A 22,376-nucleotide genomic window follows, 5' to 3' on the forward strand; every position below is an offset into this window, starting at 1 on the left:
CGTCGGTAGAGCGTCTCAGGCCGCCCCTCCTCCCGAGTGCCTGATTGGGAAGCGGCGGCAATGACCGGCGAAGGGGAGGGGGCGACGCGTGCGGCCGCCCCCGCGAGAGCAGGCTGAGCGTCAGGCCTTGCGGCGCCGACGTGCCACCGAAGCGAGGCCGAGCAGGCCCATGCCGAGCAGCCCGAGGGCCGCGGGCTCAGGAACCGGCGTCTCTCCATTGCCCCCACTCGCGCCGTCGTAGAACGCCAAATGAGAGAGGCCATAGGGCCTCTTGGTGCGCGGGTTGATCGGCGTGGTCTAGCTGCCGGTGTTGCCGCTGGAGGCGAACAGGTTGAACCCTGACCTACCCTTCGCGACGAACGCCGTGATCATCGGGTCGCCCGGGCCGGGGGTGTAGGTCCAGCTGCCGATGCCCGTACCATCGGGATCAAACGTGAATGCGAATTCACTGCCGTCGATCGTTGGAAAACACCAGGAGTTATGACGATCTCCTGAAATACGAAATCGAACTTGATGATCAACGGGGTCGGGGCCAGCACCTGATTGCCTGCCGGATCGGTGAAGGAGGCAACGCAGTTCGGTGGGGTCCCAAATAGGCCTGCGCAGTCGTTGCCCTCGAAGGTTCCGAGCAAGGTTGAGGCTTTGGTCTCCGTGGGCGACAGCGCCCCGCACGCCAGGACTCCGGCGACAGTGGCGCCCAGCCAAGCCTTCTTCATCATGTCCGCTCTCCGTTCGAGCTAAAACTCACACCAGTTTGTTACATAGGCAGCCTAAGAAGGCATGATCCTTCGCATAGCCGAGTGTTTGCAAACTCTGTGCTATTGCGTGATACCAAGTACGTCCGGCATGCGCCCGCCTGCCAAGGCAGCCAAGTGTAAAGGTTTCCGACACGGTCTTCGCGCCCGGGGCCGTCCACCGGCTCAAAAAGTGGACCAGTGCCGAAGTCATCCGTAAAATTTTCGGGCACGTCGATTTCTGGCGCATGTCACGCCGTCGCGAGCAGCAGCACCCCGGCGACGATCAGGAGAAGCCCCGCCACTTGCTGCAGCCCGACCGGCTCGGCCCAGACCAGCCAGCCCACCACCGCCACAACCACGTATTGCGAGGCGGCCGAGGGGAACGCCACCGACACCGGAATGCCGCGCAGGGCGAAGAGATAGAGGAAGGCCCCGCCGCCATAGAGCGCGAGCCCCGCGAGCGTGGTTGGGCGGAAGACCTGCTCGAGCACGCTTCCGGGCGCCGCCGCCCCGGCCTTGAGCAGGAGCTGCCCGAGCACGCCGACGACGAGCGCTCCGATCAGCGCCGCCCAGTACGGGGTGAGGCTCACGGCGTGACGGTCACGCCGCGCCGCCGCCGGGAATGCGCACGTGCGCGCCGCCACGGGCGACCTCGCGCACGATTCCCTGCGGCCGGCGGTTCCCGGTCATGAAGGTTCGGCCGAGATACTCGCCCAGGATACCGAGGATCACGAACTGAACGCCGGAGACGAGCAGGATCACCACCATCGTGCTCGCCCAGCCCTGCGGCTGCTCGCCCGAGACGGCATGCCAGATCACGTAGAGGGCGCCGAGCGCACCGAGAGCCGCCATCGCCACACCCGCGAACACGGCAAGCCGCAGCGGCAGCAGCGAGAAGTTCACCGCGAGGTTGAGCCAGAGCCGAACCAGCCGCCTCAGCGTGTAGTTGCTTCGCCCCGCCGCGCGCGGCAGGTGCTCCACCTCGAGCGAGCCGATCCGCTGCGTCACCTGCATGATCAGCCCATCGACGTACGGGAAGGGGCCTTCGTAGCGCGTCACCCCGTCGACCACGAGCCGGCTCATGCAGCGAAACGAGGAGAGGTAGAGCCCGCGCGGCTTGTCGAGCAAAAGGTCGGCCACGCGGTTGGCGAAGCGGCTGCCAAGGTTCCGCCAGGCCTCGTGCTGCTTCTCGGCATAGCGCGTGTAGACGACATCATAGCCGCCGTCGCGCGCGTGCAGGAACAGGCGCACGACCTCCTCAGGCGGGTTCTGCAGATCGTCGTCCATGGTGATAACGAACCGGCCGCGGGCGTGGCGAAGCCCGGTCATCACCGCGTTGTGCTCTCCATAGTTCCGCGCGTGCTCGACATAGGTGAGCGGCACGGTGGCCGTCTCGAGCAGGCGCCGGCAGACGGTGCCGCTGTCGTCGGGGCTGCCGTCATTGACGAGCACGATCTCGAGCCCGCCCGGAACCTCAAGCGCCGACAGAGCCTCGACGAGCAGCCCGATCGTCGCCGCACCGTTGTAGACCGGCACGACGATCGAGAGAGCAGGAGCGGCATCCGGCTCCCGGCCGCGCCGCTCGCCGAAGGGCGTGTCCATCGTCCTCACCCCCTCAGGGTTTCACGGCCACGGCGAGCAGGGAACCACCCAGCGGGAATCTGACGCCGAGCGCGATCAGCCCCCGTTCGGCGGCCGCGATCGTGCGGAACATCGCCTCGATCGGTGGCGGGAACAGAGCGACATCGCTTCGGCCCTGTGGCGAGGCCGCGCCGCCGCCCCCGCGGGAGAGCAGCCTCCGCTGCACCACCATCAGCGGAAAGAGCAGGCTGTTCCAGTGCAGGAGCTCCGCCACACGGAAGCCGGCCGCCTCGAGCCGGGCGCGGAGGAGGGGGCGGCTGTAGCGTTCGCGCGTGTGCACGCGCCGGTCATGCGCCGAAAAGAGCCACTGGTGCGCCGGCATGTTCAGCACAAGCACGCCCCCGGGCGCCAGCACGCGGCGGAACTCGGCGAGAGCGCGGCGCTCATCTACAGCCCGGTGGCACAGCACGTCGAGCGACACGACGGCGCCGAGACTTTTCTGGGCGAACGGGAGGTCGTTCACTGTGGCGAGCAGGAGCCGCGCCTCGGGCACCTTGGCTCGGGCGCGTCGGATCGCCTCCGTCGCGATGTCGAACCCGGCGAGCGGCCGGGCAGGAAGCGCCCCCTCCGCCATCGCACGCGCGATTCGGCGCAACAGCCCGCCCGTGCCGCAGCCGGCGTCGAGGAGCGGCAGGCCCGGGGGGAAGGGCGTACGGGCGAGCGCGCGGAGCACAAGCGCGTGCAGGGCGCGATACCACCACATCCGATCCTCGGCCGCGTCCATCAGCGCGTATTCCTCGGCTTCCATCCCTCCCTCCGGCGCCGCGATCGGGGGGCTTCTGGCGCAGGATTGGGCCGGATTGGTGGCGGCGTCCCATCTCACGGCTCTCGCCTCGCCGCGCGCCCTGCTCTACGACGCGGGGAGGCAACGGCGAGGAGGAACGGCGATGGACGGCGCGGCGCTCGACGCCTGGGTCGGACGGACGGAGACGGCGGAGGACGTGGTGGATGGCGCCCGCATGGCGGCGCTCGCGGCCACCCTCGACCGACCGCTCGACGCCTGCGCGCCGGATGGCGCTCTCCCGCCCCTCTGGCACTGGACCCACTTCCAGGTCTGGGTGCCCGCCTCCGGTCTCGGGCCCGACGGGCACCCGCGCCGCGGCGGCTTCCTGCCCCCCGTGCACGACCTGCCGCGCCGGATGTTCGCGGGCGGCCGCCTCGCCTTCCCCGGCCAGCTCTTCCCGGGAGAGCGCATCCTGCGCCGGAGCACGATCGCGAAGGTCGCGGAGAAACAGGGCTCAACGGGGCGGCTCGTCTTCGTCACCGTCCGGCACGAGATCACGGGGCCAAGGGGGCGTGCGATCGAGGAGGAGCACGACATCGTCTATCGCGGGCTCGCGGGGCCAGCGGTGAAGGACGCGCCGCCGCCCCCGCCGCCGCGGCAGGGAATCACCCGCACCGTCACGCCCGACCCGGTGCTTCTGTTCCGCTACTCGGCGCTCACGGCCAACGGACATCGGATCCACTATGACCGGCGCTATGCGACGGAGGTCGAGGGCTACCCGGGCCTCATCGTGCACGGGCCGCTCCAGGCGACGCTGCTTGCGGGCCTCGCCGCGGAGGCCGCCCCGGGGCTGAGGCTCAGGCGCTTTTCCTTCCGGTCGGTGCGGCCGCTGTTCGACCTCGCCCCCTTCACCCTGCATGCTGCGGCGGAAGCGGAGGGGCGGGTCGTGCTCGAGACGCGCGATGACCGGGGCCACCCCTGCATGATCGCGGAGGCTGAGCTGGCCTGATCGCGCTGCCTGGGTTGACCGGCGCGCGCTCGCGGCCCTTGAATGCTGGGAAGGCGCGGCCGCGAAGACGGCCGCCATGGAGAGGGAGGACGCTCGGATGAGGACCGGGATCAGACATGCGGCGCTCGCCGCAGCCATAGCGGCACTGCCGCTCGCCACGGCCGAGGCGCAGACGCTTCGGTTCATGACCGGCCCGCAGGGCGGCGTCTGGGTGCCGCTCGGGGGAGCGCTCAAGAACATCTGGGAGCAGAACATCCCCGGCATCGCGATCCAGACCCTGCCCGGCGCAGGGGTCGCCAACGTGCGCGGCATCGACGAGGGCCGTGCCGAGCTCGCCTTCGGCAACTCGATCACGACCGTCGATGGCCTCAACGGCGCCGAGCCCTTCCCGCGCAAGGTCACCAAGGTCTGCAATCTCGGCAACCTCTACCCGCAATATTTCCAGGTCGTCACGCTCGCCGACGCGAACATCCGCCGGATCGAGGACCTTCGCGGCAAGTCGATCGCCGTCCAGCCGCGCGGCAACACGGCGGAGGTGATCACACGCCACATCCTCCAGGCTGCGGGGATGAGCTACAGCGACGTGCGCGTCAATTTCCAGGCGAGCTACACCGATGCGGTCGGGCTGATGAAGGACGGCCATGCCGTGGCCTTCACCCTCGGCACCACGATCCCCGCCTCCTCGGTGATGGACCTCGCCTCGGCACGGGCGATCCGCTTCGTCGACCTCACGCCCTATGCCGAGGCGATGAAGCGCATCAACGCCGGCTACAACCTCGGGCCGATCCCGGCCAACACCTACCCGCAGCAGACCGAGCCCGTGCCGAAGATCGTCTACTCCGCGCACCTGATGGCGGCCTGCGACCAGCCGGAGGAGCGGATCTACCGCATGGTCGAGCTCCTGTTCGCGAACCTCTCGGTTCTGACGCCGATCAACCGCGCGCTCGAGCGGCTGACGCCCGACGCCGCCGCGCAGGACATCGGCGTGCCGATGCACCCGGGCGCGGCCCGCTTCTACCGCGAGCGCGCGCGCAGCTGAGGCACGACCCGGCGGCGCGGCCGGCATGACCTATATCCGCGGCGTTGGGTGGCTTGCGGGCGTCATCGCCGCGGCGATGGCGCTGTTCCACATGTGGGCGATCGCCGTCTCGCCGCCCGAGGCGGTGATCTTCCGCGGCACGCACCTCCTCTTCGCGATGGTGCTCGTGTTCCTCACCATTCCGCTGCGGAGGGGGCGAGGCGGCACCAACCCTGGGCTTGAGGATTGGCTTCTCCTCGCTCTTTCCGCGGCCCCGGTGCTCTACCTGTTCGCGACCTACGACGAGCTCGTCAACCGGATCGCGATGATCGACGACCCCACACCGATGCAACAGGTGATGGGATGGCTCTGCGTGGCCACCGTGCTCGAGGCGACGCGCCGGTCGATCGGCTGGGCGCTGCCCGCGACCGCGCTCGCCTTCCTCGCCTATGCGCTGTTCTTCACGAGCGTCACACCGCTCGTCATCATCGACCAGCTCTACCTCACGACCGACGGCATCTTCGGCTCGACGCTCGGTGTGTCGGCAGGCTTCGTCGTCATCTTCGTGCTGTTTGGCTCGTTCATGGAACGGTCGGGCACCGGAAAGCTGTTCATGGACTTCGCGCTCGCGCTCACCGGCCGCTCCGCGGGGGGCCCTGGCAAGGTGGCGGTTCTGTCCTCGAGCCTGTTCGGCACCGTCTCCGGCTCCGCGGTCGCGAACGTGATGGTCACGGGCCAGGTGACGATCCCCCTGATGCTGCGCACCGGCTTCCGCCCGCCCTTCGCCGCGGGTGTGGAGGCCGTCGCCTCGACGGGGGGGCAGATCATGCCGCCAATCATGGGGGCTGCCGCCTTCGTGATGGCCGAGTACATGGGGGTGGCGTATCTGCAGGTGGTGCAGTGGGCGGCGCTGCCCGCGCTTCTCTACTACGCCGCCACTTTCGCCGCGGTGCATTTCGAGGCGCGGCGCACGCGGCTTGCCGGGCTCGCCGACGCCGAGGTGCCGCGGCTCGGGCCAACGCTTGCCGCCAACGGGCATCTGGTCATCCCGATCCTCCTCATCCTCGGCGGGCTGTTCGGCGGCTACTCCGCGCCTCTCTCGGCTCTGGTCGGCACGCTCGCCTGCTTCCCCGTTGCGCTGTTGCGCCGCTCCTCGCGGGGCAACGTCACCCCCGCCGCGGTGTGGGAGGCGCTGCTCGACGGGGCGAAGGGGGCCCTCGGTGTGGCGATGGCCTGCGCCTGTGCGGGCGTCGTGATCGGCATCATCGCGCTCACAGGGCTTGGCATCATCTTCACCCAGGTGGTCGTCAACATCGCCAACAACAGCCTCCTGTTCGCGCTGCTGATGACGATGGTCGCGGGCATCATCCTCGGCATGGGCATGCCGACGACGCCTGCCTACATCGTGATGGTCTCGCTGCTCGTGCCGGCTCTGATCAAGCTCGGCGTCGTGGCTCCGGCGGCGCACATGTTCGCCTTCTACTTCGCGATCCTGTCGGCGATCACCCCGCCCGTGGCGCTTGCCGTGTTCGCCGCGGCCGGCCTTGCGAAGAGCGAACTGTGGAGTTCCGGCTGGGCGGCGGTGAAGATCGGTGCGGCCGGGTTCATCGTGCCGTTCATGTTTGTCTACGAGCCAGCGCTTCTCATGATCGGGGGCTGGCAGCAGGTTCTGCACGCAAGTCTCACTGCGGGCTGCGGCTGCCTGCTGCTCGCCGCTGGCCTGCACGGCTACCTGTTCGGGCCGGCGAACGGGTGGCAGCGCGCGGCGCTCGTCGGCGCGGCGGTGACGCTGATTCAGCCCGGTCTTCTGACAGACGTGATCGGCGCGGCGCTCGCCGCCGCCGTGATCGTGGCGCAGGTCGCGACGCGGCGCAGGGCAGCCGCGATCGGCGGCGGGTGACCGGGCCGCGCCGCCCGCCCGCGCTCACTTCCTGAGCAGCGACGTCTCCGGTAGGGTTGAGGTGATCCGCAACCCGACGAGCCACCGCACGTGAGCCCCGCGAGTCCCCTCAGTCGCCGATCCACCACCCTCGGCCTCGTCGCGGCGTTGCCGTTCGCTGCCTGTTCGGGCCTGGGCGCGCCAGAGGCGCGGGCACAGTCAGCGCGCAGGATGGGCGAGCCGCGACCGGTAACGCCGCGCGGGCCGCTCGGCGCCGACGAGCAGGCAGTGATCGCCCTGTTCGAGCGCGCGCGCGCTTCCGTGGTGTACATCTCAACCACCGAACGGGTGATCAATCCCTGGACGCGCAACGTCTTCCAGGTGCCGCGCGGCACCGGGTCCGGCTTCATCTGGGATGAGCGCGGCCATGTCGTGACGAATGCGCACGTCATCGCCGGGGCTGCCTCGGCCAAGGTCAGGCTCGCCGACGGCAGGGCGTTCGACGCCGTCCTCGTCGGGGCAAGCCCCGCCCACGACCTTGCCGTGCTGCGGATCAGTGTCAGCAGCGATCCGCCGAGGCCGCTGCCGCTCGGCACGAGCCATGACCTCCGCGTCGGCCAGAGCGTGTTCGCGATCGGCAACCCCTTCGGCCTCGACTGGACGCTGACGACAGGCATCGTCTCGGCGCTCGACCGCGAGCTCCCCGCGGAGGGAGGCGGCATCATCGAGCGGCTGATCCAGACCGATGCCGCGATTAACCCGGGCAACTCGGGCGGCCCGCTCCTCGACTCCGCCGGGCGGCTGATCGGCGTGAACACCGCCATCTACAGCCCCTCGGGCGGCTCCGCCGGAATCGGCTTCGCCGTGCCGGTCGACACCGTCAATCGCGTGGTGCCGCGCCTGATCGCCCAAGGCCGCTACATACGCCCCGTCCTTGGCATACGGGTGGAGGAGCAGCTGAACGCCGCGCTTGCCGCGCGCTTCGGGGTCGAGGGTGTGTACGTGCTCGAGGTCGAACGCGGCTCGCCCGCGGATCGCGCGGGGATACGCCCCGCACGGGTGCAGCGTGACGGCTCGGTCACGCCGGGCGATGTCATCGTCTCGATCTCCGGCCGGCCGCTCAAGCGCGTGGCCGAGCTGCTTGCGGGGCTTGATCAGCACCTGCCGGGGGAGACCGTGCCGGTCGTCCTGCTCCGTGACGGCAGGCGGATCGAGCTTTCCGTCACCCTCGGCGCCGGGCAGTAGGCGGGGCGCTTTCGCTACGAGGACGCGACCGCTTCCGTGCCGGGCCGGCGTCGGACGATCAGCGCATCGAGAGCAGCCACGCCCTCTCCCTCGCCCTTGACGAGAAGCGGGTTCGCCTCTGCCTCCGTGACCTCGGGAAGAGCGGCCAGTCGCGAGAGGGCGGCCACCGCTCGGGCGAGCGCGTCGAGGTCCCCCGCCCCCCTGCCGCGAACGCCGCGGACATGCGCGATCGGTGCGGCGGCGACCATCTCCCGTGCGTCGTCCAGATCAAGCGGGGCGGTGCGGACGACGGGCGGCGGCATCAGCTCGGCAAGCACGCCTCCTGCGCCGAGCACCACCACCGGCCCCCCTTGCGGATCGCGGCGGAAGCCCAGGAGAACCTCGCCGATACCGCGCTGCATCGGCGCCACCAGAAGCCCTTTGAGCGGAACGTTCCGAAGCCGTGCCACCATCGCCCGCGCCGCCGCGCGCAAAGCCCCGCGATCGGGGATGTCGAGCACCACGGCTCCGGCCTCGGTCTTGTGCGGCAGGGCGGGGGAGACGGCCTTCAGCGCGACGGGATAGTCGAGCGCCCAGGGGATGCCCGAGAGGCGGTCGAGATCGGTGACGAGATGCGCGGGCGCGACCGGCACGCCGAGGGCGGCGAGCACGGCCCGGGCCTCGGCCTCGTCGAGCACCGGGCCGGACGCACCGGCAAGCGCCCGTTCGGCCGAGGAGACGTCGCCCGCGTCGGCGGGCGCGGCCGGGGCGCGCCAGGCGAGGCGGGCGCGCAGCGCATCCGCCGCCGCCTCCGGCGTGCGGAAACACGCAAGGCCGGCGGCGGCGAGCCCCTTCGCTGTCTCAGGGGCGTCGGGCGCGAGGAACACCGCAAGCGGTTTCTTGAGCGCGCCGGCGGCGGAGGTGACGCCCGCCACCGAGCTCTCGGGGCGAAACTGCGCAGAGGAGCCGATCACGGCAAGCACCGCATCGGTCCGCTCGTCCTTATCCATCGCCGCGAGCGCCGAGGCGATCCGATCCGGGTTCGTTCCGGCGAGCGTCATGTCACGAACCTCGGACGCGATCCCGGCAAGGCCGAGCCGGTCGACCACAAGCGCCGCTCCGCCGCCCGTGGTGGTCAGAACCGAGACGGCACGGCGAGGCGCCGCGAAAGGCCGTGCGCGCGCGAAGAGCGGTGCCGCCTCGATCAGACCCTCGAAGGTGTCGAGCCGGGCGATCCCTGAAGCCGCGAGCAGGGCATCGACCGCCGCGTCCGCCCCGGCGACCGCGCCGGTGTGGCTCAGCGCCATCGCGGCACCCGCGGCGGAACGTCCGAGCTTGTAGGCAAGCACCGCCTTGCCCGCAGCGTGCGCCGCCGCTGCCGCGTCACGCAGCGCCTCCGCGTCGCGGATCGTCTCGAGGAACAAAAGGATCACGTCCGTGCCCTCCTCCTCGGCGAGCAGGCGGAGCAGGTCGGCCACGCCGAGATCGGCCTCGTTGCCGGTCGCCGCGAGAAGCGAATAGCCGAGGCTGCGCGCGGCCCCGCGCGAGAGGATCGCGCCGATCAGCGAGCCCGAGTGCGAGAGCACGGCGGTACGCCCGGCAGGCAGGGGCGGGTCCATGGCGAGCACAGCGTTGACGGAGAGCGCGATCCCTTCCGTCACGTTGACGAGGCCGATGGCGTTGGGGCCGAGCAGCCTCACCCCGCCCGCTCGGGCGGTGGCGAGAAGCTGCGCCTGACGCGCCGCGCCGTCGGGGCCGGCTTCGGCGAAGCCGTTGGCGAGCACGGTCGCGACCGGAACGCGCTTCGCCGCGCAGGCCTCGACCGCTTCGATGGCACGGTCGGCGCCGGTGAGGATGAAGGCGTGGTCGATCGGCCCCGGGATCGCCTCGAGCGAGGGATAGGCAGGCTCGCCGAGCACCTCGGTGGCGTTCGGGTTCACGGGGTAGAGGGTGCCGCGGAAGCCGTGGCGTCGGAGATGGATCTGCGCCCGGGCCGTGAGCTTCGCCGGGTCGGCCGAGGCGCCGACGAGGGCGATGCGCTGCGGCCGGAACAGCGCGTCGCGGAGCGCGGTCACTGGGGAGAGGGTGGCCGCTGGGGGAAGCTTCTGCCGAACACGCCCTCGGCGATCCGGTTCCGCATCATCTCGAGCGAGCCGCCGGCGATCATCCAGCCGCGCACCTTGCGGAAGCAGTATTCGACGAGCACGTCCTCGGAGTAGCCAGTGGCCCCCATCACCTGCATCGCCTCGTTCACGGCAAGCCAGCCCGCCTGGTTGCAGGCATATTTCGCGATCGCGACCTCCTGCGGGTCGGGCAGGCCACGCCCGGCATTGGCGGCGGCGCGCCAGAGCAGGAGCTGCGCGCCGTCGAGCGCCACGCGCAGTTCGGCGAACTTCCACGCGATCCCCTGGAACTCCATCAGCCGGCGGCCGAACTGAACGCGCGTCTCGGCATGCTCCTTGGCGAGGCGGAACGCGCACTCGCCCACCGCGCGGGACCGCGCGGCATTGCCCACGCGCTCGACATTGAAGCCGGCGATCTGGCGGCGGAACCCGCCCTCCTTGAGCAGCACGTGCGAGGGCGGAATGAAGACGTTGTCGAAATGAAGCGGCCGCCAGGTCTCGCCGTTGAGGAAGCGGCGCTTCTCGCCGAGGGTGAACCCCTCCATGCCGCGCTCGAGGATGACGCTGCCGATCCCTTCCGTTCCCGGGCCGAAGCGGCAATAGACGAGGAAGAGCGAGGCATCGTCGCTGTTCGAGGTGAACACCTTGCCGCCGGTGAGGCGATAGCCGTTGCCGTCCGGCCGGCAGGTCGAGCGGAGATCGGTCAGGGCCGAGCCTGCCTCGGGTTCGGTCATGCCGACGGCGCAGATCGCCTTGCCCGCGAGAAGCGGCGCGAACCAGCGCTCCTTCTGCTCTCGCGTGGCATATTCCGCGAGCGTGCGGAACGCGCCGAAATTTCCCGCCTGGAGCACATCGGCGCTGCGCGGGCACACCTCGGCGATGGCTTCCGCCGCGAGCACGGCGTCCATCAGCGTCCCGCCCTGGCCGCCCTCCTCCTCTGGCAGCATGATCCCGAACAGGCCGTTCTCGGCCATCAGCCGGGCGACGTCCCACGGAAACCCTTCGTCATGCGCGCGCGCGACCGCGCCGGCAGCGAGGTGGTCGGCGGCGAAGCGGCGGACGCTCTCTCGGAACGCGCGCTGTTCCTCGGTCAGCCGGAAGTCCATGCCTCAGACCGGGTCCCAGGAGAACACGTCCGCCGAGCGGTCGAGCGGGTAGAACGAGGCCCGCATCGCCGGGATGGCGTGATGGGCGATCGTCTCCGCCGTCCAGCCGCCGTCGCGGTGCACAGACCGGAGCGGCCGGCTCTGGCCCATCAGGAAGATCTCGTTGTTGCGCACGGCGAAGATCTGGCCGGTGACGTCCTTGGCGAGGTCGGAGGCGAGGAAGACCGCCATCGGCGCGATCTTGTCCGGCGTCATCTCGCGCAGCTTCGCCACGCGCGCCTGCTGCTCCGGCGTGTCGGTCGGGATCGAGCCGATCATCCTGCTCCAGGCGAAGGGCGAGATGCAGTTCGAGCGCACGCCGAACCGAGCCATGTCGAGCGCGATCGACTTCGAGAGAGCGGTGATGCCGAGCTTGGCAGCGGCGTAGTTCGCCTGGCCGAGATTGCCGATCAGGCCGGAGGTCGAGGTCATGTGGATGAAGACGCCCGAGCCCTGTTCGCGGAACAGGGGGGCGGCTGCGCGCGAGACGAAGAAACTGCCGTTGAGGTGCACGGCGATCACCGAGAGCCAGTCCTCCGGGCTCATCTTGTGGAAGATCACGTCGCGCAGGATGCCGGCGTTGTTGACGACGATGTCGATCCTGCTGAAGCGATCGAGTGCGGTGCGCACGATCGCCTGCGCGCTCTCCCACTCTGCCACGGAGTGGGTGTCGAGTGCGGCTTCGCCGCCTGCCTGTTCGATGATCTGGACCGTCTGGCGTCCGGGTGTCTCGTCGCCCCCTGTTCCCGTGACGGTCGCGCCGATGTCGTTCACGACCACCTTCGCCCCGGCCTTCGCCATGGCGACGGCGATCTCGCGCCCGATGCCGCCGCCTGCACCCGTCACCACCGCCACCTTGCCCGCGAGCAGCATGCGCCTCCTCCCCCTTGCCTCTCGATCCGGGCAGGGTTCTAGAGGCTCCGCGCCGGGCGCGCTAGGCGATGACGAAGCGCGCGGTGCTGCCGCGCAGCCCCGGCGTGACCTCGAGGCGGGCGGGAATTCGCGCCTTCAGTTCCGCGACATGGCTGATCACGCCGACGAGCCGGTTTCCGGCCTCGAGCCCTGCGAGCACCTCCATCGCCATCTCGAGCGCCTCCTCGTCGAGGCTGCCGAAGCCCTCGTCGATCAGGAGCGTGTCGATCCGCCGCGCCCCGGCATGCGCCTGGACGGTCTCGGAGAGCCCGAGCGCAAGGGCAAGAGCGGCGCAGAAGCCCTCGCCGCCCGAGAGGGTTCCGGCGGCGCGCGCCTGCCCCGTCCACGCGTCGAACACCTCGATGTCGAGGCCGATCGCGGCGTTGGCGCGCTCCGGCTCCTCGCGTCGCAACAGGCGGAACCGGCCAGATAGCATCCGCGCGAGATGCTGGTTCGCAGCGGCCAGCACCTCGTCGAGCAGGCTTGCGAGCACGAACCCCTCGAAGGAGAGCCTGAGGCGGTTCGTCCCGGCCGTGAGCTCGGCGAGCCCGGCGATCCGCCCGTGCACCTCACGCGCCGACGCGACACGCCGCTCGGCGTCGCGCAGGCGATCGAGCAGGCTCTTTGCCGTCTCCGCCGTCTTCCGTGCCTCTCCGGCCGACCGGTGCGCCGCCTGCTCCGCCTCGCGGCAGCGCGCCGTCTCCGCCTCGAGCGCGTCGAGGTCAGGCGCGCTCCTGCCCGCGGCGGCCGCGTACGCCGTCTCCGCGGCCTGGCGCGCGGCGGCCAGGCGTTCGCCGAAGTCGGTGACCTCGCGCTCGAGGGCCTCGATCTCCTCGGTCGTTCGTCGCGCGTCGCGCCAGGCGTCGAGGTCGGCGAAGCCCGCGCTGCGGCAGGCCGCGAGGAAGGCTTGTCCGGCCGCCTGCGCCTCCGCGGCCGCGCTGTTCCGACGCGCTATGGCTTCGGCGAGGTCGCTCCGCGCACGCTCGATCGCCTCGGTCGCGCCGCCGCCGCGCGCGCCTTGGCGAGAGCGAGGGTGGCGCGACGGTCGGCAAGCGTGGCGGCGAGCGCCCGCGACGACCAACGCGCCGCCACCGCCACCTCGGCCCTGCGGGCGGCGGACTCGCGCCTGGCCGCCGCCGCTTCGGCCTGCCGTCTTGCTTCGGCGAGGGCGGCTTCCGCCTGCTCGGCCTCCTCCGCGGCCAAGGCGAGCTTCTCCGCCTCGGCGAGGAGGGAGGCAAGCCGCGTCGCTTCCGCCCGTGCCGCCTGTTCCTGCATCTCCCGCAACGCCGCGTCGGCGAGCGCGCGCTCAGCCGCACGCAACCTCGCCTCCGCCTCAGCGAGACGTCGTTCCTGCTCGCGTGCCGCCGCGTCCGCCGGGCCGGCGATCCTCTCAAGCACCTTCAGTGCTTCGGCGCGGGCAGAGAGGGTTTCGGCCCGGCGCGCCACGGCCAGTTCCTGGCGCTGGGCCTCGATCTCGGGCAGGCGTGTCTCGAGCGTCGCGAGCTCGAGGCGCGCGGCGTCCGCTTCGGCGATCAGCCTCGCGTCCCTCGCGCGCGGCGGCAAGGCGCCGCTCCGCCTCCTGCGCAGCCTGCGCCGCCTCGAGCGCCGCGCGCTCCGCCGCGTCAGCCGCGCGCTCGGCCGAAGCGGCACGCTCCTCCGCTTCGGCGACGGTCTCGGCTCCGGCTTCCGACATCAGGGCCGACCGCGTTGCCTCCGCCGCCTTCACCTCCTCCCGGGCGTCGCGCTCCAGCGCGGCGAGCGCCTCCTCGACCCGGCGGTAAAACGCGGTGCGGAAGAGGGTGGCGAGGATGTCCTTGCGCGCCCCGCGCTTGGCGACCAGGAGTTCGCGGAAGCGCCCCTGCGGAAGCATCACCACCTGGCGGAACTCGGCGGCGGTGTAACCGAGAAGCTCGGTGAGCGCCTCGCGCACCGGCGTTACCTTCTCGGCGAGGACGGAGAGGCTTTCATCTGAGCCGCGACGCCACAGGGTCACCTCCGGCGTGCGCGCGACCGGCCTGCCGCCTCGGCCGGGCAGGCTCTGGGCGGGGAAGCGACGGATCCCGAACGCCTCCGCACCGAGAGAGAAGTCGAACTCGACCTCCGTCGGCCTCGTCGGCGCGGCATGGTGGCTCCTGTGGTCGGACGCGTCGCGCTCGTCGCCGCTGCTCTCCCCGAACAGAGCGAAACAGATCGCATCCAGCCGCGTCGTCTTGCCCGACCCGGTCGGGCCGTGGATCAGGAACAGCCGGTGGTCGCCGAGTTCGGCGAAGTCGATCTCCTGTTCGCCGGCATAGGCGCCGAAGGCGGCGAGGCGGAGGCGTTCGGGGCGCATGGCTCAGGCCTCGGCGCGTTCGGCGGCCGCGATCGCCTTGGCCGCAAGGCGCTTCTCCTCGGCATCGAGGGGCGGCGCGCCGACGCTGGCGCGGAAGGCCTCGAGCAGGGAGAGCGGGTCGGCCGCTGACCGGCGCGTGTGGCAGCGATTCCGGGGGCGTCGGAGGGGGCTTCGAACCGGAGGTCGAGCACCGAGGCGAAACGCTCGTCGAGCATGGCCTTGGCGCCGTAGGGGCGGTCGGTCAGCGTCACCTGAAGCCAGTCGTCGCGCCCGGGACCATCCGCTGCCGCCAACACCTCGGCGAGTGTGCCGCGCAGGCAGCGCAAGGCCCGGCGCGGCGTGATCACGATCTCCTCCGCCGTAGCCCCGCCCTCCGCCGCGAGCTCGACGAGGCTGAGCGACTTCGCCTGTGCCGCCTCGGAGAAGGAATACGCGAGCGGAGAGCCGGAAGAGGCGACCCGCCCCCCGTCGATCGCCTGCCGCCGGTGCAGATGCCCGAGCGCGACATAGTCGAACCCGGCGAAATGTGCGGCCGACACGGCCCCCGTTCCGCCGACCTGAAGCAGCCGCTCGCTCTCGCTCGTGACCCCGCCCTGGACAAAGGCATGGGCGACGAGAACCGAGCGCGCGCCAGGGGGGACGAGCGCCCGGAGCCTCTGCGCTGTGGCGGCGAAGGCGGCGTCGTGGTCGCCGAGGCTGCTCGCGCCCCCGAGGAGTTCCGAAACGAGCGCCGGCGAGCCGTAGCCGGCGGCGACCACCGTCACCTCGCCATGCCGGTCGGCGAAGCGGAAGGCCTCGCCGAGAGCGCTCTGGCTGATGAAGAGCCCCGCCCGCGTAGGAGGCCGGAGGCGAAGCCCAGGCGGCGAGGATCGTCATGGTTGCCGGGGATGATCACCCTTGGCACCCGGAGCCCGAGCACGACCTGGGCGAGGATGTCATCGAGGAGTTCGACCGCATCGGCCGGGGGGACGGAACGGTCGTAGACATCGCCGGCAACCACGACGAGATCGGGCCGCGTGTCACGCACCGCCTCGAGGAAGGGCCCGTGCAGGACCCACGCCTGCTCCTCGAGCAGGGGGCGGCCGCAGAGCGTGCGGCCGAGAGGCCAATCGGCCGTATGCAGGATGCGCATCACGTATCCTCAAATGCTTGCACGATTCGGCTCGGATGATGCGGCCCCTCTCCCCGTGTCGCAAGCGTCGGCCACATCAACGACTGACGCAACGGGGCTCGGTGGTTCCGTGGCCGAGGCGGCGCCGCGCACTTGGCGGTGACGCCGGGGCGGCAGGTCCGGGTTGACCACGGCCGCCTTGACAGGGGCGTGACGAAGGCACAGTTGAAAGTGGACAAAACCGGTCCGAATTGCATCGGGGGCGCTCAGGGACCGCGGGAAGGCGGAAGCGGCGATACGGAGCTGGACCTAAGGATGTTCAGGCTGTCGAAGATGTCGGACTACGCGGTCGTCGTGCTCTCCGAGCTCGGGCGCGAGGGGGCAGAGGCGAAGCGCAGCGCGGCCGACCTTGCCGCCGCCACCGGCATCGCCGAGCCGACGGTCGCAAAGGTCCTGAAACTGCTCGGGGCGGCAGGGCTCGTGACCAGCCAGCGCGGTGCCCAGGGCGGCTATCGGATCGCCCGGCCGCTCGCGCGCACGGCGATCGCCGACGTGATCATTGCCGTCGAGGGGCCGATCGCGCTCACCGCCTGCGTCGATGGCGCCACTGGGGCCTGCGAGGCGGAGTCGTGCTGTCCAGTGCGCGGCCGGTGGGACCCGGTGAACAGCGCGATCCGCCGCGCACTGTCCGAAATCACGCTTGCCGACATGCAGTGCCCCGCCTGGGTGCCGGGCTCGGTGGCGCGTCCGCAGGCGCTCGCCGTCGGGGACTAGATCGGGAACAGGGACGCAGGAAACAGCGATGCCAGCGGTTGCCGAAACCATAGACACCGTTCGTGACGTCACCGAGGGCTCCTACAAGTGGGGCTTCGAGACGGAGGTCGAGCAGGACATCATCCCCAAAGGCCTCGACGAGGACGTCATCCGCCTCATCAGCGCCAAGAAGAACGAGCCCGAGTGGCTGCTCGAATGGCGGCTGAAGGCCTTCCGGGCCTGGCAGGGGATGGACGAGCCGCGCTGGGCGGCGGTGTCGCACCCGCCGATCGACTTCCAGGGCCTCTCCTACTACGCCGCCCCAAAGCAGGCGAAGGCGCCCAAGTCCCTCGACGAGGTCGACCCGGAGCTCCTGCGCACCTACGAGAAGCTCGGCATCCCGCTCAAGGAGCAGGAGCGGCTCGCGGGGGTCGCGGTCGATGCCGTGTTCGACAGCGTCTCCGTTGCCACCACCTTCAAGGACAAGCTCGCCGAGGTCGGGGTGATCTTCTGCTCCTTCTCGGAAGCCGTGCGCGAGCACCCCGAGCTCGTGCGGCGCTATCTCGGCTCGGTCGTGCCGGCGAGCGACAATTTCTACGCCGCGCTCAACAGCGCGGTGTTCTCGGACGGCTCCTTCGTCTACATCCCGCGCGGCGTGCGCTGCCCGATGGAGCTCTCGACCTATTTCCGGATCAACGCGCGCAACACCGGCCAGTTCGAGCGCACGCTGATCATCGCCGAGGCAGGGAGTTACGTCTCCTATCTCGAGGGCTGCACCGCGCCGATGCGGGATGAGAACCAGCTTCATGCCGCGGTGGTCGAGCTCGTCGCGCTCGAGGAGGCGACGATCAAGTATTCGACCGTCCAGAACTGGTACCCCGGCGACGCCGAAGGCCGCGGCGGGATCTACAACTTCGTCACCAAGCGCGGCGCCTGCCGCGGGGCGAAGAGCAAGATTTCCTGGACGCAGGTGGAGACCGGCAGCGCCATCACCTGGAAATACCCATCCTGCATCCTGCAGGGAGAGGGGTCGGTCGGCGAGTTCTATTCGGTTGCGATCACCAACAACCGCCAGCAGGCCGACACCGGAACGAAGATGATCCATCTCGGCAAGGACACGCGCTCGACCATCGTTTCGAAGGGCATCAGCGCCGGCGAGGGACAGAACACCTATCGCGGCCTCGTGCGCATCATGCCGAAGGCGGATCGTGCCCGGAACTTCACCCAGTGCGACAGCCTCCTGATCGGCGACCGCTGCGGCGCGCACACGGTTCCCTACATCGAGAGCCGCAACCCCACCGCCAAGGTCGAGCACGAGGCGACGACGAGCCGCATCGCCGAGGACCAGCTCTTCTACTGCCGGCAGCGCGGGCTCTCCGAGGAGGATGCGGTCGGGCTGATCGTCAATGGCTTCTGCCGCGAGGTGCTTGCGGAACTGCCGATGGAGTTCGCGGTCGAGGCGCAGAAGCTGCTCGCGATCAGCCTCGAGGGAAGCGTTGGCTGAGGACGACAGGGACATGGACGCGATGCTGACGATCGAGGGGCTGACCGCGACGGTCGATGACAAGCCCGTGCTGAAGGGGATCGATCTTGCGGTTCCGGCGGGCGAGGTGCATGCCATCATGGGCCCGAACGGCTCGGGCAAGTCCACACTCGGCTACGTGCTGGCCGGTCGCGAGGGCTACGAGGTGACGGGGGGACGCGTGACCTTCCGGGGCCAGGACCTTCTCGCGATGGAGCCCGAGGACCGCGCGGCGGCGGGCCTCTTCCTCGCGTTCCAGTATCCGGTCGAGCTTCCGGGCGTCGGCAACGCGAACTTCCTGCGCCAGGCGCTGAACGCAATCCGGCGCAAGCGCGGCGAGGCGGAGCTCGACGCGATGCAGTTCCTCAAGCTCGTGCGGGCGAAGATGAAGGCGCTCGGCATGACGGAGGAGATGCTGAAGCGGTTCGTCAATGTCGGCTTCTCGGGCGGGGAGAAGAAGCGCAACGAGATCCTGCAGATGAGCGTGCTCGAGCCCGCCTTCTGCGTCCTCGACGAAACGGACAGCGGGCTTGACATCGACGCGCTGAAGATTGTAGCCGATGGGGTGAACGCGCTTCGCTCGCCCGAGCGCGGCATGCTCGTGATCACCCATTATCAGCGGCTTCTCACCTATATCGTGCCCGACCGCGTGCACGTGCTCGTCGGGGGGCGGATCGTCCGCTCCGGCGGGCCGGAGCTCGCGCTCGAGCTTGAGGAGAAGGGGTATGGCGAGCTCCAAGAGGCTGCCTGACGTGACGAGCCCCGCGAAGGACACGCCGGCAGCGCCCGCACCGCTCCTGCATCCTGCCGCGGCGGCCTATCTCGCGCGCCACGACGGGCTCGCGGAGCATCTCCCCGGCCATCGCCATCCTTGGGTGTCGGCACTGCGCCGACGGGCGGCGGAGGTGTTCGCGCGTCAGGGCTTCCCGACGCGCCGCGACGAGGCCTGGCGCTACACCGAGCTTCGCGCACTGACCGAGACGCGCTTCGATGAGCCGCTTCTGGCCGTGGATCGCCCGGTGCTTCTGCCCGACGGGATCGCCGATGCCGCGGCACCGCGGCTCGTGTTCCTCGACGGCCGGTTCCGGCCGGATCTCTCCGACCTCGACTCGCTTCCAGAAGGCGTTCGCGTCGAGAGCCTCGGCGCGCTGCTCGAAGCGGGCGAGGAGGATGTGCGCGACCGCTTCGGCGCGCTTGCTCGGGCAGAGACCTCCGCCTTTGTCGCGCTCAACGCCATGCTTGCGGAGGACGGAGCGGTGATCACCGTCACCGCCCCGCCCGAGGCGGCGGCGCGTCTGCATCTCGTCTCCGTCGGCTCGGCCTCGGGCGATCGGCCGGTCGCCTTCCACCCGCGACACCTGATCCGCCTCGCCGAAGGTGCGCGCCTCGCCCTGTTCGACAGCGCGGTGGGCGAGGGCACCACGCCCTATCTCAACAACACGGTGGCCGAGATCGCGCTCGCGCCCGGTGCTCGGCTCACCCATGTCCGGCTCCAGGCCGAGGCCGGCCGGTCGTTCCATGTCTCGACCGTGTTCGCGGAGGTGGGCGAGCGCGGGGAGTATGAAAGTTTCGTTCTCGCAACAGGAGCGCGGCTCGCGCGCAACGAGGTGCACGCTACGCTTGCTGGGCCGAAGGCTGCGGCGCACCTCAACGGCGCTCAGCTCGGCGACGGCGAGCGCCACGTCGACACCACGACCGTGATCACCCATGCCGCTCCGGACTGCGCGAGCCGGCAGACCTTCAAGTCGGTGCTCGCGGGCCGGTCGCGCGCGGTGTTCCAGGGCAAGATCCACGTCCACCGTGCGGCGCAGAAGACCGACGGCTACCAGATGAACCAGGCCCTGCTCCTCAGCCCTTCGGCCGAGATCGACGCCAAGCCGCAGCTCGAGATCTACGCCGATGACGTGAAGTGCAGCCACGGCGCGACGGTCGGCGAGCTCGACGCCGACCAGCTCTTCTATCTCCGGAGCCGCGGCCTGCCGCTTCGGGAGGCGCGCGCGATCCTCATCGAAGCCTTCCTCGCCGATGCGCTCGAGGCGGTCGAGGACGAGGCCTTCCGAAGCGCTCTCGGGCAGGCCACGGCCGGGTGGTGGGCGCGGGCGCACACGGAGGCGGGAGCGTGAGCGACGCCCGCGCGCTCGAGCGCCCCGCCGGTCTCGACGTCGCGGCGATCCGACGCGACTTCCCGATCCTTTCCGAGACGGTGCGCGGCAAGCCGCTCGTCTTCCTCGACAGCGCCGCCTCGGCGCAGAAGCCGCGCGCGGTGATCGAGGCGATGGTCCAAGCGATGGAGCACCGCTATGCGAACGTCCATCGCGGCCTGCACTGGATGAGCGAGCGGACGACGGAGGCCTACGAGGGGGCGCGCGACGCTGCCGCCGCCTTCCTCAATGCCCCTGATCGCGACGAGATCGTGTTCGTCCGCAACACCACCGAGGGGATCAACCTCGTCGCGCACAGCTATGGCCGTGCCTTTCTCAAGCCCGGCGACGCGGTGGTGATCAGCGCGATGGAGCACCACAGCAACATCGTGCCGTGGCAGATGCTGCGCGACGCGCACGGTGTCGAGCTGCGCGTCGCGCCCGTGACGGAGTCGGGCGAGCTCGACCTCGAGGGCTTCGAGGCTCGGCTCGCCGATGGGCGCGTGAAGCTCGTGTCGATCACGCACATGTCGAACGTTCTCGGCACCTACACGCCGGCGGAACGGATCGTCGCGCTCGCGCACGCCGCAGGTGCTGCGGTGCTGCTCGACGGCAGCCAGGCGGCGGTGCACCGGAAGGTGGACGTCCAGGCCTTGGGGTGCGACTTCTACGTGTTCACCGGGCACAAGCTCTACGGCCCCACAGGCATCGGTGTGCTCTGGGCGCGGCGCGAGCTTCTCGAGGCGATGCCGCCCTTCCTCGGCGGCGGCGACATGATCTCCTCCGTTTCCTTCGAGCGCAGCACCTGGGCGAAGGTGCCGCACAAGTTCGAGGCCGGAACGCCCGCGATCCTCGAGGCGATCGGGCTGAAGGCGGCGATCGAATGGACGACAGCGCTTGGGTGGGACGCGATCTCGGCCCATGAACAGGCGCTGACCGACCATGCGCTCGCGCGCCTTGCAGCGATCGAGGGCGTGTCGATCCTCGGCCGGGCGCAGGACCGTGGCGGCGTGGTGAGCTTCACGCTAGAGGGTGTGCACGCGCACGACGTGGCCACCCTCCTCGACCGGCAGGGAATTGCCGTGCGCGCCGGCCAGCACTGCGCCGAGCCGCTGATGCAACGCTTCGGTCTCGACAGCACCGTGCGCGCTTCCTTCGCCGCCTACACGACGCGCGCCGAGATCGACTTCCTCGCCGAGCAGCTTGCGCGCGTGCGGTCCTTCTTCGGGGCGAGAGGATGACGGTGTCGGCCGCCTTCGAGGAGCTTCGCGACCTCTACCAGGAGGTGATCCTCGACCACGGCCGCCATCCGCGGAACCACCGTCGCCTCGCCGATGCCGATCGGTCTGCCAAGGGCGACAATCCGATGTGCGGTGACCGTGTGGAGGTGTTCCTCCGGCTCGCACCGGATGGACGCATCGCCGAGGCGACCTTCGAGGGGCGGGGCTGCGCGATCAGCCAGGCTTCGGCGAGCCTGATGACCGAGCTCGTGCCGGGGCGAACGGCGGAGGAGGCGCGGGCGATCGGGCGCGCGCTTCGCACCCTCGCACGAACCGGGGTCTGCCCCGACTGCGAGGGGGTCGTCGCCGAGGCGATGGAGCGGCTCGCCCCGTTCGCCGGGGTCTCCGAATACCCCTCGCGGGTCAAGTGTGCGACTCTTGCGTGGCATGCGCTCGATGCCGCGCTTTCAGGTGAGGGAAGGGCGACGACGGAATGAGCGGCCAAGCGGACGCACCGAGAGTGCATTCGGCCTGGACGCCGGAGGGGGAGGTCGAGCCCGCTCCGCGCGTGTCGGAGGAGGCGGTGATCGCGGCCTGCGCGACCGTCTATGACCCCGAGATCCCCGTGAACATCTACGAGCTCGGGCTGATCTACGCGATCGAGATCGAGGATGACGGCCGCGTGCGGATCGAGATGACCCTCACCGCCCCCGGCTGCCCCTCTGCCCAGGAACTGCCCGATCAGGTACGCGGCGCCGTGCTCGCCGTGCCCGGTGTCACCGCCTGCGATGTCGCGGTGGTGTGGGACCCTCCCTGGACGCCGGAGCGGATGAGCGACGAGGCCCGGCTTGCCGTGAACATGTTCTGACCGCCGTGCCCGTGCTA

The 22,376-nt window shown here is 70.4% G+C and carries 23 protein-coding genes; 11 read left to right on the top strand and 12 right to left on the bottom strand.

What is annotated here, in order from left to right; translation table 11 throughout:
• Nucleotides 1-120 precede the first annotated feature (120 nt).
• The 4 genes from KO353_RS15210 to KO353_RS15225 all read right to left on the bottom strand — a co-directional run bounded on the left by KO353_RS15210 (nucleotide 121) and on the right by KO353_RS15225 (nucleotide 3,126).
• A complete protein-coding gene (locus KO353_RS15210; RefSeq protein WP_235691914.1) occupies nucleotides 121-249 on the bottom strand; it encodes a PEP-CTERM sorting domain-containing protein in 129 nt (42 codons plus the stop codon).
• A gap of 736 nt (nucleotides 250-985) precedes the next feature.
• The gene (locus KO353_RS15215; protein ID WP_218285621.1) at nucleotides 986-1,327 is read right to left on the bottom strand and encodes an EamA family transporter; all 342 of its coding nucleotides are present in this window, start codon (nucleotides 1,325-1,327) and stop codon (nucleotides 986-988) included.
• 10 nt (nucleotides 1,328-1,337) lie between these two features.
• A complete protein-coding gene (locus tag KO353_RS15220) occupies nucleotides 1,338-2,339 on the bottom strand; it encodes a glycosyltransferase family 2 protein (RefSeq protein ID WP_218285622.1) in 1,002 nt (333 codons plus the stop codon).
• Nucleotides 2,340-2,352: 13 nt separating this feature from the next.
• Nucleotides 2,353-3,126, bottom strand: coding sequence for a class I SAM-dependent DNA methyltransferase (locus tag KO353_RS15225; protein WP_218285623.1), 774 nt, complete (start codon nucleotides 3,124-3,126; stop codon nucleotides 2,353-2,355).
• A gap of 55 nt (nucleotides 3,127-3,181) precedes the next feature.
• Between KO353_RS15225 and KO353_RS15230 the strand changes: the two genes are divergently transcribed.
• The 4 genes from KO353_RS15230 to KO353_RS15245 all read left to right on the top strand — a co-directional run bounded on the left by KO353_RS15230 (nucleotide 3,182) and on the right by KO353_RS15245 (nucleotide 8,253).
• Nucleotides 3,182-4,111: an FAS1-like dehydratase domain-containing protein gene (locus KO353_RS15230; RefSeq protein ID WP_235691916.1), complete on the top strand. Its 930-nt coding sequence runs from the start codon at nucleotides 3,182-3,184 to the stop codon at nucleotides 4,109-4,111.
• Between the two features lie 97 nt (nucleotides 4,112-4,208).
• Nucleotides 4,209-5,150, top strand: a complete 942-nt coding sequence (locus tag KO353_RS15235; protein WP_218285624.1) for a TAXI family TRAP transporter solute-binding subunit — start codon at nucleotides 4,209-4,211, stop codon at nucleotides 5,148-5,150.
• Between the two features lie 25 nt (nucleotides 5,151-5,175).
• On the top strand, nucleotides 5,176-7,029 hold the full coding sequence (locus KO353_RS15240; RefSeq protein ID WP_218285625.1) for a TRAP transporter permease: 1,854 nt from the start codon (nucleotides 5,176-5,178) through the stop codon (nucleotides 7,027-7,029).
• A 210-nt stretch (nucleotides 7,030-7,239) separates the two neighbouring features.
• Entirely contained in the window at nucleotides 7,240-8,253 is a 1,014-nt protein-coding gene (locus KO353_RS15245) for a S1C family serine protease (RefSeq protein ID WP_218285626.1), read from the top strand.
• Between the two features lie 14 nt (nucleotides 8,254-8,267).
• On the opposite strand, the gene KO353_RS15250 is transcribed toward KO353_RS15245, so the two are convergent.
• From KO353_RS15250 to KO353_RS15285, 8 genes are all read right to left on the bottom strand, one after another.
• On the bottom strand, nucleotides 8,268-10,307 hold the full coding sequence (locus KO353_RS15250) for an acetate--CoA ligase family protein (RefSeq protein ID WP_218285627.1): 2,040 nt from the start codon (nucleotides 10,305-10,307) through the stop codon (nucleotides 8,268-8,270).
• Nucleotides 10,304-11,461 carry an acyl-CoA dehydrogenase family protein gene (locus KO353_RS15255; RefSeq protein ID WP_218285628.1) on the bottom strand — a complete coding sequence of 386 codons (1,158 nt, stop codon included), beginning with the start codon at nucleotides 11,459-11,461 and terminating at the stop codon, nucleotides 10,304-10,306. Before KO353_RS15255 ends, KO353_RS15250 begins: the two co-directional genes overlap by 4 nt.
• A 3-nt stretch (nucleotides 11,462-11,464) precedes the next feature.
• Nucleotides 11,465-12,373 (bottom strand): SDR family oxidoreductase, encoded by a 909-nt coding sequence (locus KO353_RS15260; RefSeq protein WP_218285629.1) that lies wholly within the window; start codon nucleotides 12,371-12,373, stop codon nucleotides 11,465-11,467.
• 61 nt (nucleotides 12,374-12,434) lie between these two features.
• On the bottom strand, nucleotides 12,435-12,848 hold the full coding sequence (locus KO353_RS15265) for an SbcC/MukB-like Walker B domain-containing protein (protein WP_218287425.1): 414 nt from the start codon (nucleotides 12,846-12,848) through the stop codon (nucleotides 12,435-12,437).
• 515 nt (nucleotides 12,849-13,363) lie between these two features.
• On the bottom strand, nucleotides 13,364-13,858 hold the full coding sequence (locus KO353_RS15270) for a hypothetical protein (protein WP_218285630.1): 495 nt from the start codon (nucleotides 13,856-13,858) through the stop codon (nucleotides 13,364-13,366).
• On the bottom strand, nucleotides 13,803-14,744 hold the full coding sequence (locus tag KO353_RS15275) for an AAA family ATPase (protein WP_218285631.1): 942 nt from the start codon (nucleotides 14,742-14,744) through the stop codon (nucleotides 13,803-13,805). Before KO353_RS15275 ends, KO353_RS15270 begins: the two co-directional genes overlap by 56 nt.
• Nucleotides 14,648-15,508: an exonuclease SbcCD subunit D gene (locus KO353_RS15280; RefSeq protein WP_218285632.1), complete on the bottom strand. Its 861-nt coding sequence runs from the start codon at nucleotides 15,506-15,508 to the stop codon at nucleotides 14,648-14,650. The genes KO353_RS15275 and KO353_RS15280 overlap by 97 nt, the downstream gene beginning before the upstream one ends.
• The gene (locus tag KO353_RS15285; protein ID WP_218285633.1) at nucleotides 15,505-15,876 is read right to left on the bottom strand and encodes a metallophosphoesterase family protein; all 372 of its coding nucleotides are present in this window, start codon (nucleotides 15,874-15,876) and stop codon (nucleotides 15,505-15,507) included. The genes KO353_RS15280 and KO353_RS15285 overlap by 4 nt, the downstream gene beginning before the upstream one ends.
• 294 nt (nucleotides 15,877-16,170) lie before the next feature.
• Between KO353_RS15285 and KO353_RS15290 the strand changes: the two genes are divergently transcribed.
• The 7 genes from KO353_RS15290 to KO353_RS15320 are packed head-to-tail and all read left to right on the top strand — an operon-like array spanning nucleotide 16,171 to nucleotide 22,359.
• On the top strand, nucleotides 16,171-16,629 hold the full coding sequence (locus tag KO353_RS15290; protein ID WP_218285634.1) for an SUF system Fe-S cluster assembly regulator: 459 nt from the start codon (nucleotides 16,171-16,173) through the stop codon (nucleotides 16,627-16,629).
• Nucleotides 16,630-16,657: 28 nt separating this feature from the next.
• Complete coding sequence (gene sufB / locus KO353_RS15295; RefSeq protein ID WP_218285635.1) at nucleotides 16,658-18,112, top strand: Fe-S cluster assembly protein SufB; 1,455 nt, start codon at nucleotides 16,658-16,660, stop codon at nucleotides 18,110-18,112.
• Nucleotides 18,113-18,125: 13 nt separating this feature from the next.
• Nucleotides 18,126-18,881 carry a Fe-S cluster assembly ATPase SufC gene (gene sufC / locus KO353_RS15300; RefSeq protein WP_456236915.1) on the top strand — a complete coding sequence of 252 codons (756 nt, stop codon included), beginning with the start codon at nucleotides 18,126-18,128 and terminating at the stop codon, nucleotides 18,879-18,881.
• Nucleotides 18,856-20,253, top strand: a complete 1,398-nt coding sequence (gene sufD / locus KO353_RS15305; RefSeq protein WP_218285636.1) for a Fe-S cluster assembly protein SufD — start codon at nucleotides 18,856-18,858, stop codon at nucleotides 20,251-20,253. Before sufC ends, sufD begins: the two co-directional genes overlap by 26 nt.
• Nucleotides 20,250-21,512 carry an aminotransferase class V-fold PLP-dependent enzyme gene (locus tag KO353_RS15310; protein ID WP_218285637.1) on the top strand — a complete coding sequence of 421 codons (1,263 nt, stop codon included), beginning with the start codon at nucleotides 20,250-20,252 and terminating at the stop codon, nucleotides 21,510-21,512. Before sufD ends, KO353_RS15310 begins: the two co-directional genes overlap by 4 nt.
• A complete protein-coding gene (sufU, locus tag KO353_RS15315; RefSeq protein ID WP_218285638.1) occupies nucleotides 21,509-21,988 on the top strand; it encodes a Fe-S cluster assembly sulfur transfer protein SufU in 480 nt (159 codons plus the stop codon). The genes KO353_RS15310 and sufU overlap by 4 nt, the downstream gene beginning before the upstream one ends.
• On the top strand, nucleotides 21,985-22,359 hold the full coding sequence (locus tag KO353_RS15320; RefSeq protein ID WP_218285639.1) for an SUF system Fe-S cluster assembly protein: 375 nt from the start codon (nucleotides 21,985-21,987) through the stop codon (nucleotides 22,357-22,359). Before sufU ends, KO353_RS15320 begins: the two co-directional genes overlap by 4 nt.
• The last annotated feature ends 17 nt before the right edge of the window (nucleotides 22,360-22,376 follow it).

It is taken from the genome of Elioraea tepida (assembly GCF_019203965.1).
Lineage (GTDB): Bacteria > Pseudomonadota > Alphaproteobacteria > Acetobacterales > Acetobacteraceae > Elioraea_A > Elioraea_A tepida.

Bases quoted from the DNA above. Each gene is read 5' to 3' on its own strand.
- sufU (WP_218285638.1), top strand. From the start codon at position 21,509: ATGACGGTGTCGGCCGCCTTCGAGGAGCTTCGCGACCTCTACCAGGAG.
- KO353_RS15255 (WP_218285628.1), bottom strand. From the start codon at position 11,461: ATGGACTTCCGGCTGACCGAGGAACAGCGCGCGTTCCGAGAGAGCGTC.
- KO353_RS15225 (WP_218285623.1), bottom strand. From the start codon at position 3,126: ATGGAAGCCGAGGAATACGCGCTGATGGACGCGGCCGAGGATCGGATG.
- KO353_RS15240 (WP_218285625.1), top strand. From the start codon at position 5,176: ATGACCTATATCCGCGGCGTTGGGTGGCTTGCGGGCGTCATCGCCGCG.
- KO353_RS15285 (WP_218285633.1), bottom strand. From the start codon at position 15,876: ATGCGCATCCTGCATACGGCCGATTGGCCTCTCGGCCGCACGCTCTGC.
- KO353_RS15235 (WP_218285624.1), top strand. From the start codon at position 4,209: ATGAGGACCGGGATCAGACATGCGGCGCTCGCCGCAGCCATAGCGGCA.
- sufD (WP_218285636.1), top strand. From the start codon at position 18,856: ATGGCGAGCTCCAAGAGGCTGCCTGACGTGACGAGCCCCGCGAAGGAC.
- sufB (WP_218285635.1), top strand. From the start codon at position 16,658: ATGCCAGCGGTTGCCGAAACCATAGACACCGTTCGTGACGTCACCGAG.
- KO353_RS15220 (WP_218285622.1), bottom strand. From the start codon at position 2,339: ATGGACACGCCCTTCGGCGAGCGGCGCGGCCGGGAGCCGGATGCCGCT.
- sufC (WP_456236915.1), top strand. From the start codon at position 18,126: ATGGACGCGATGCTGACGATCGAGGGGCTGACCGCGACGGTCGATGAC.
- KO353_RS15320 (WP_218285639.1), top strand. From the start codon at position 21,985: ATGAGCGGCCAAGCGGACGCACCGAGAGTGCATTCGGCCTGGACGCCG.
- KO353_RS15290 (WP_218285634.1), top strand. From the start codon at position 16,171: ATGTTCAGGCTGTCGAAGATGTCGGACTACGCGGTCGTCGTGCTCTCC.
- KO353_RS15245 (WP_218285626.1), top strand. From the start codon at position 7,240: ATGGGCGAGCCGCGACCGGTAACGCCGCGCGGGCCGCTCGGCGCCGAC.
- KO353_RS15275 (WP_218285631.1), bottom strand. From the start codon at position 14,744: ATGCGCCCCGAACGCCTCCGCCTCGCCGCCTTCGGCGCCTATGCCGGC.
- KO353_RS15265 (WP_218287425.1), bottom strand. From the start codon at position 12,848: ATGCTATCTGGCCGGTTCCGCCTGTTGCGACGCGAGGAGCCGGAGCGC.
- KO353_RS15260 (WP_218285629.1), bottom strand. From the start codon at position 12,373: ATGCTGCTCGCGGGCAAGGTGGCGGTGGTGACGGGTGCAGGCGGCGGC.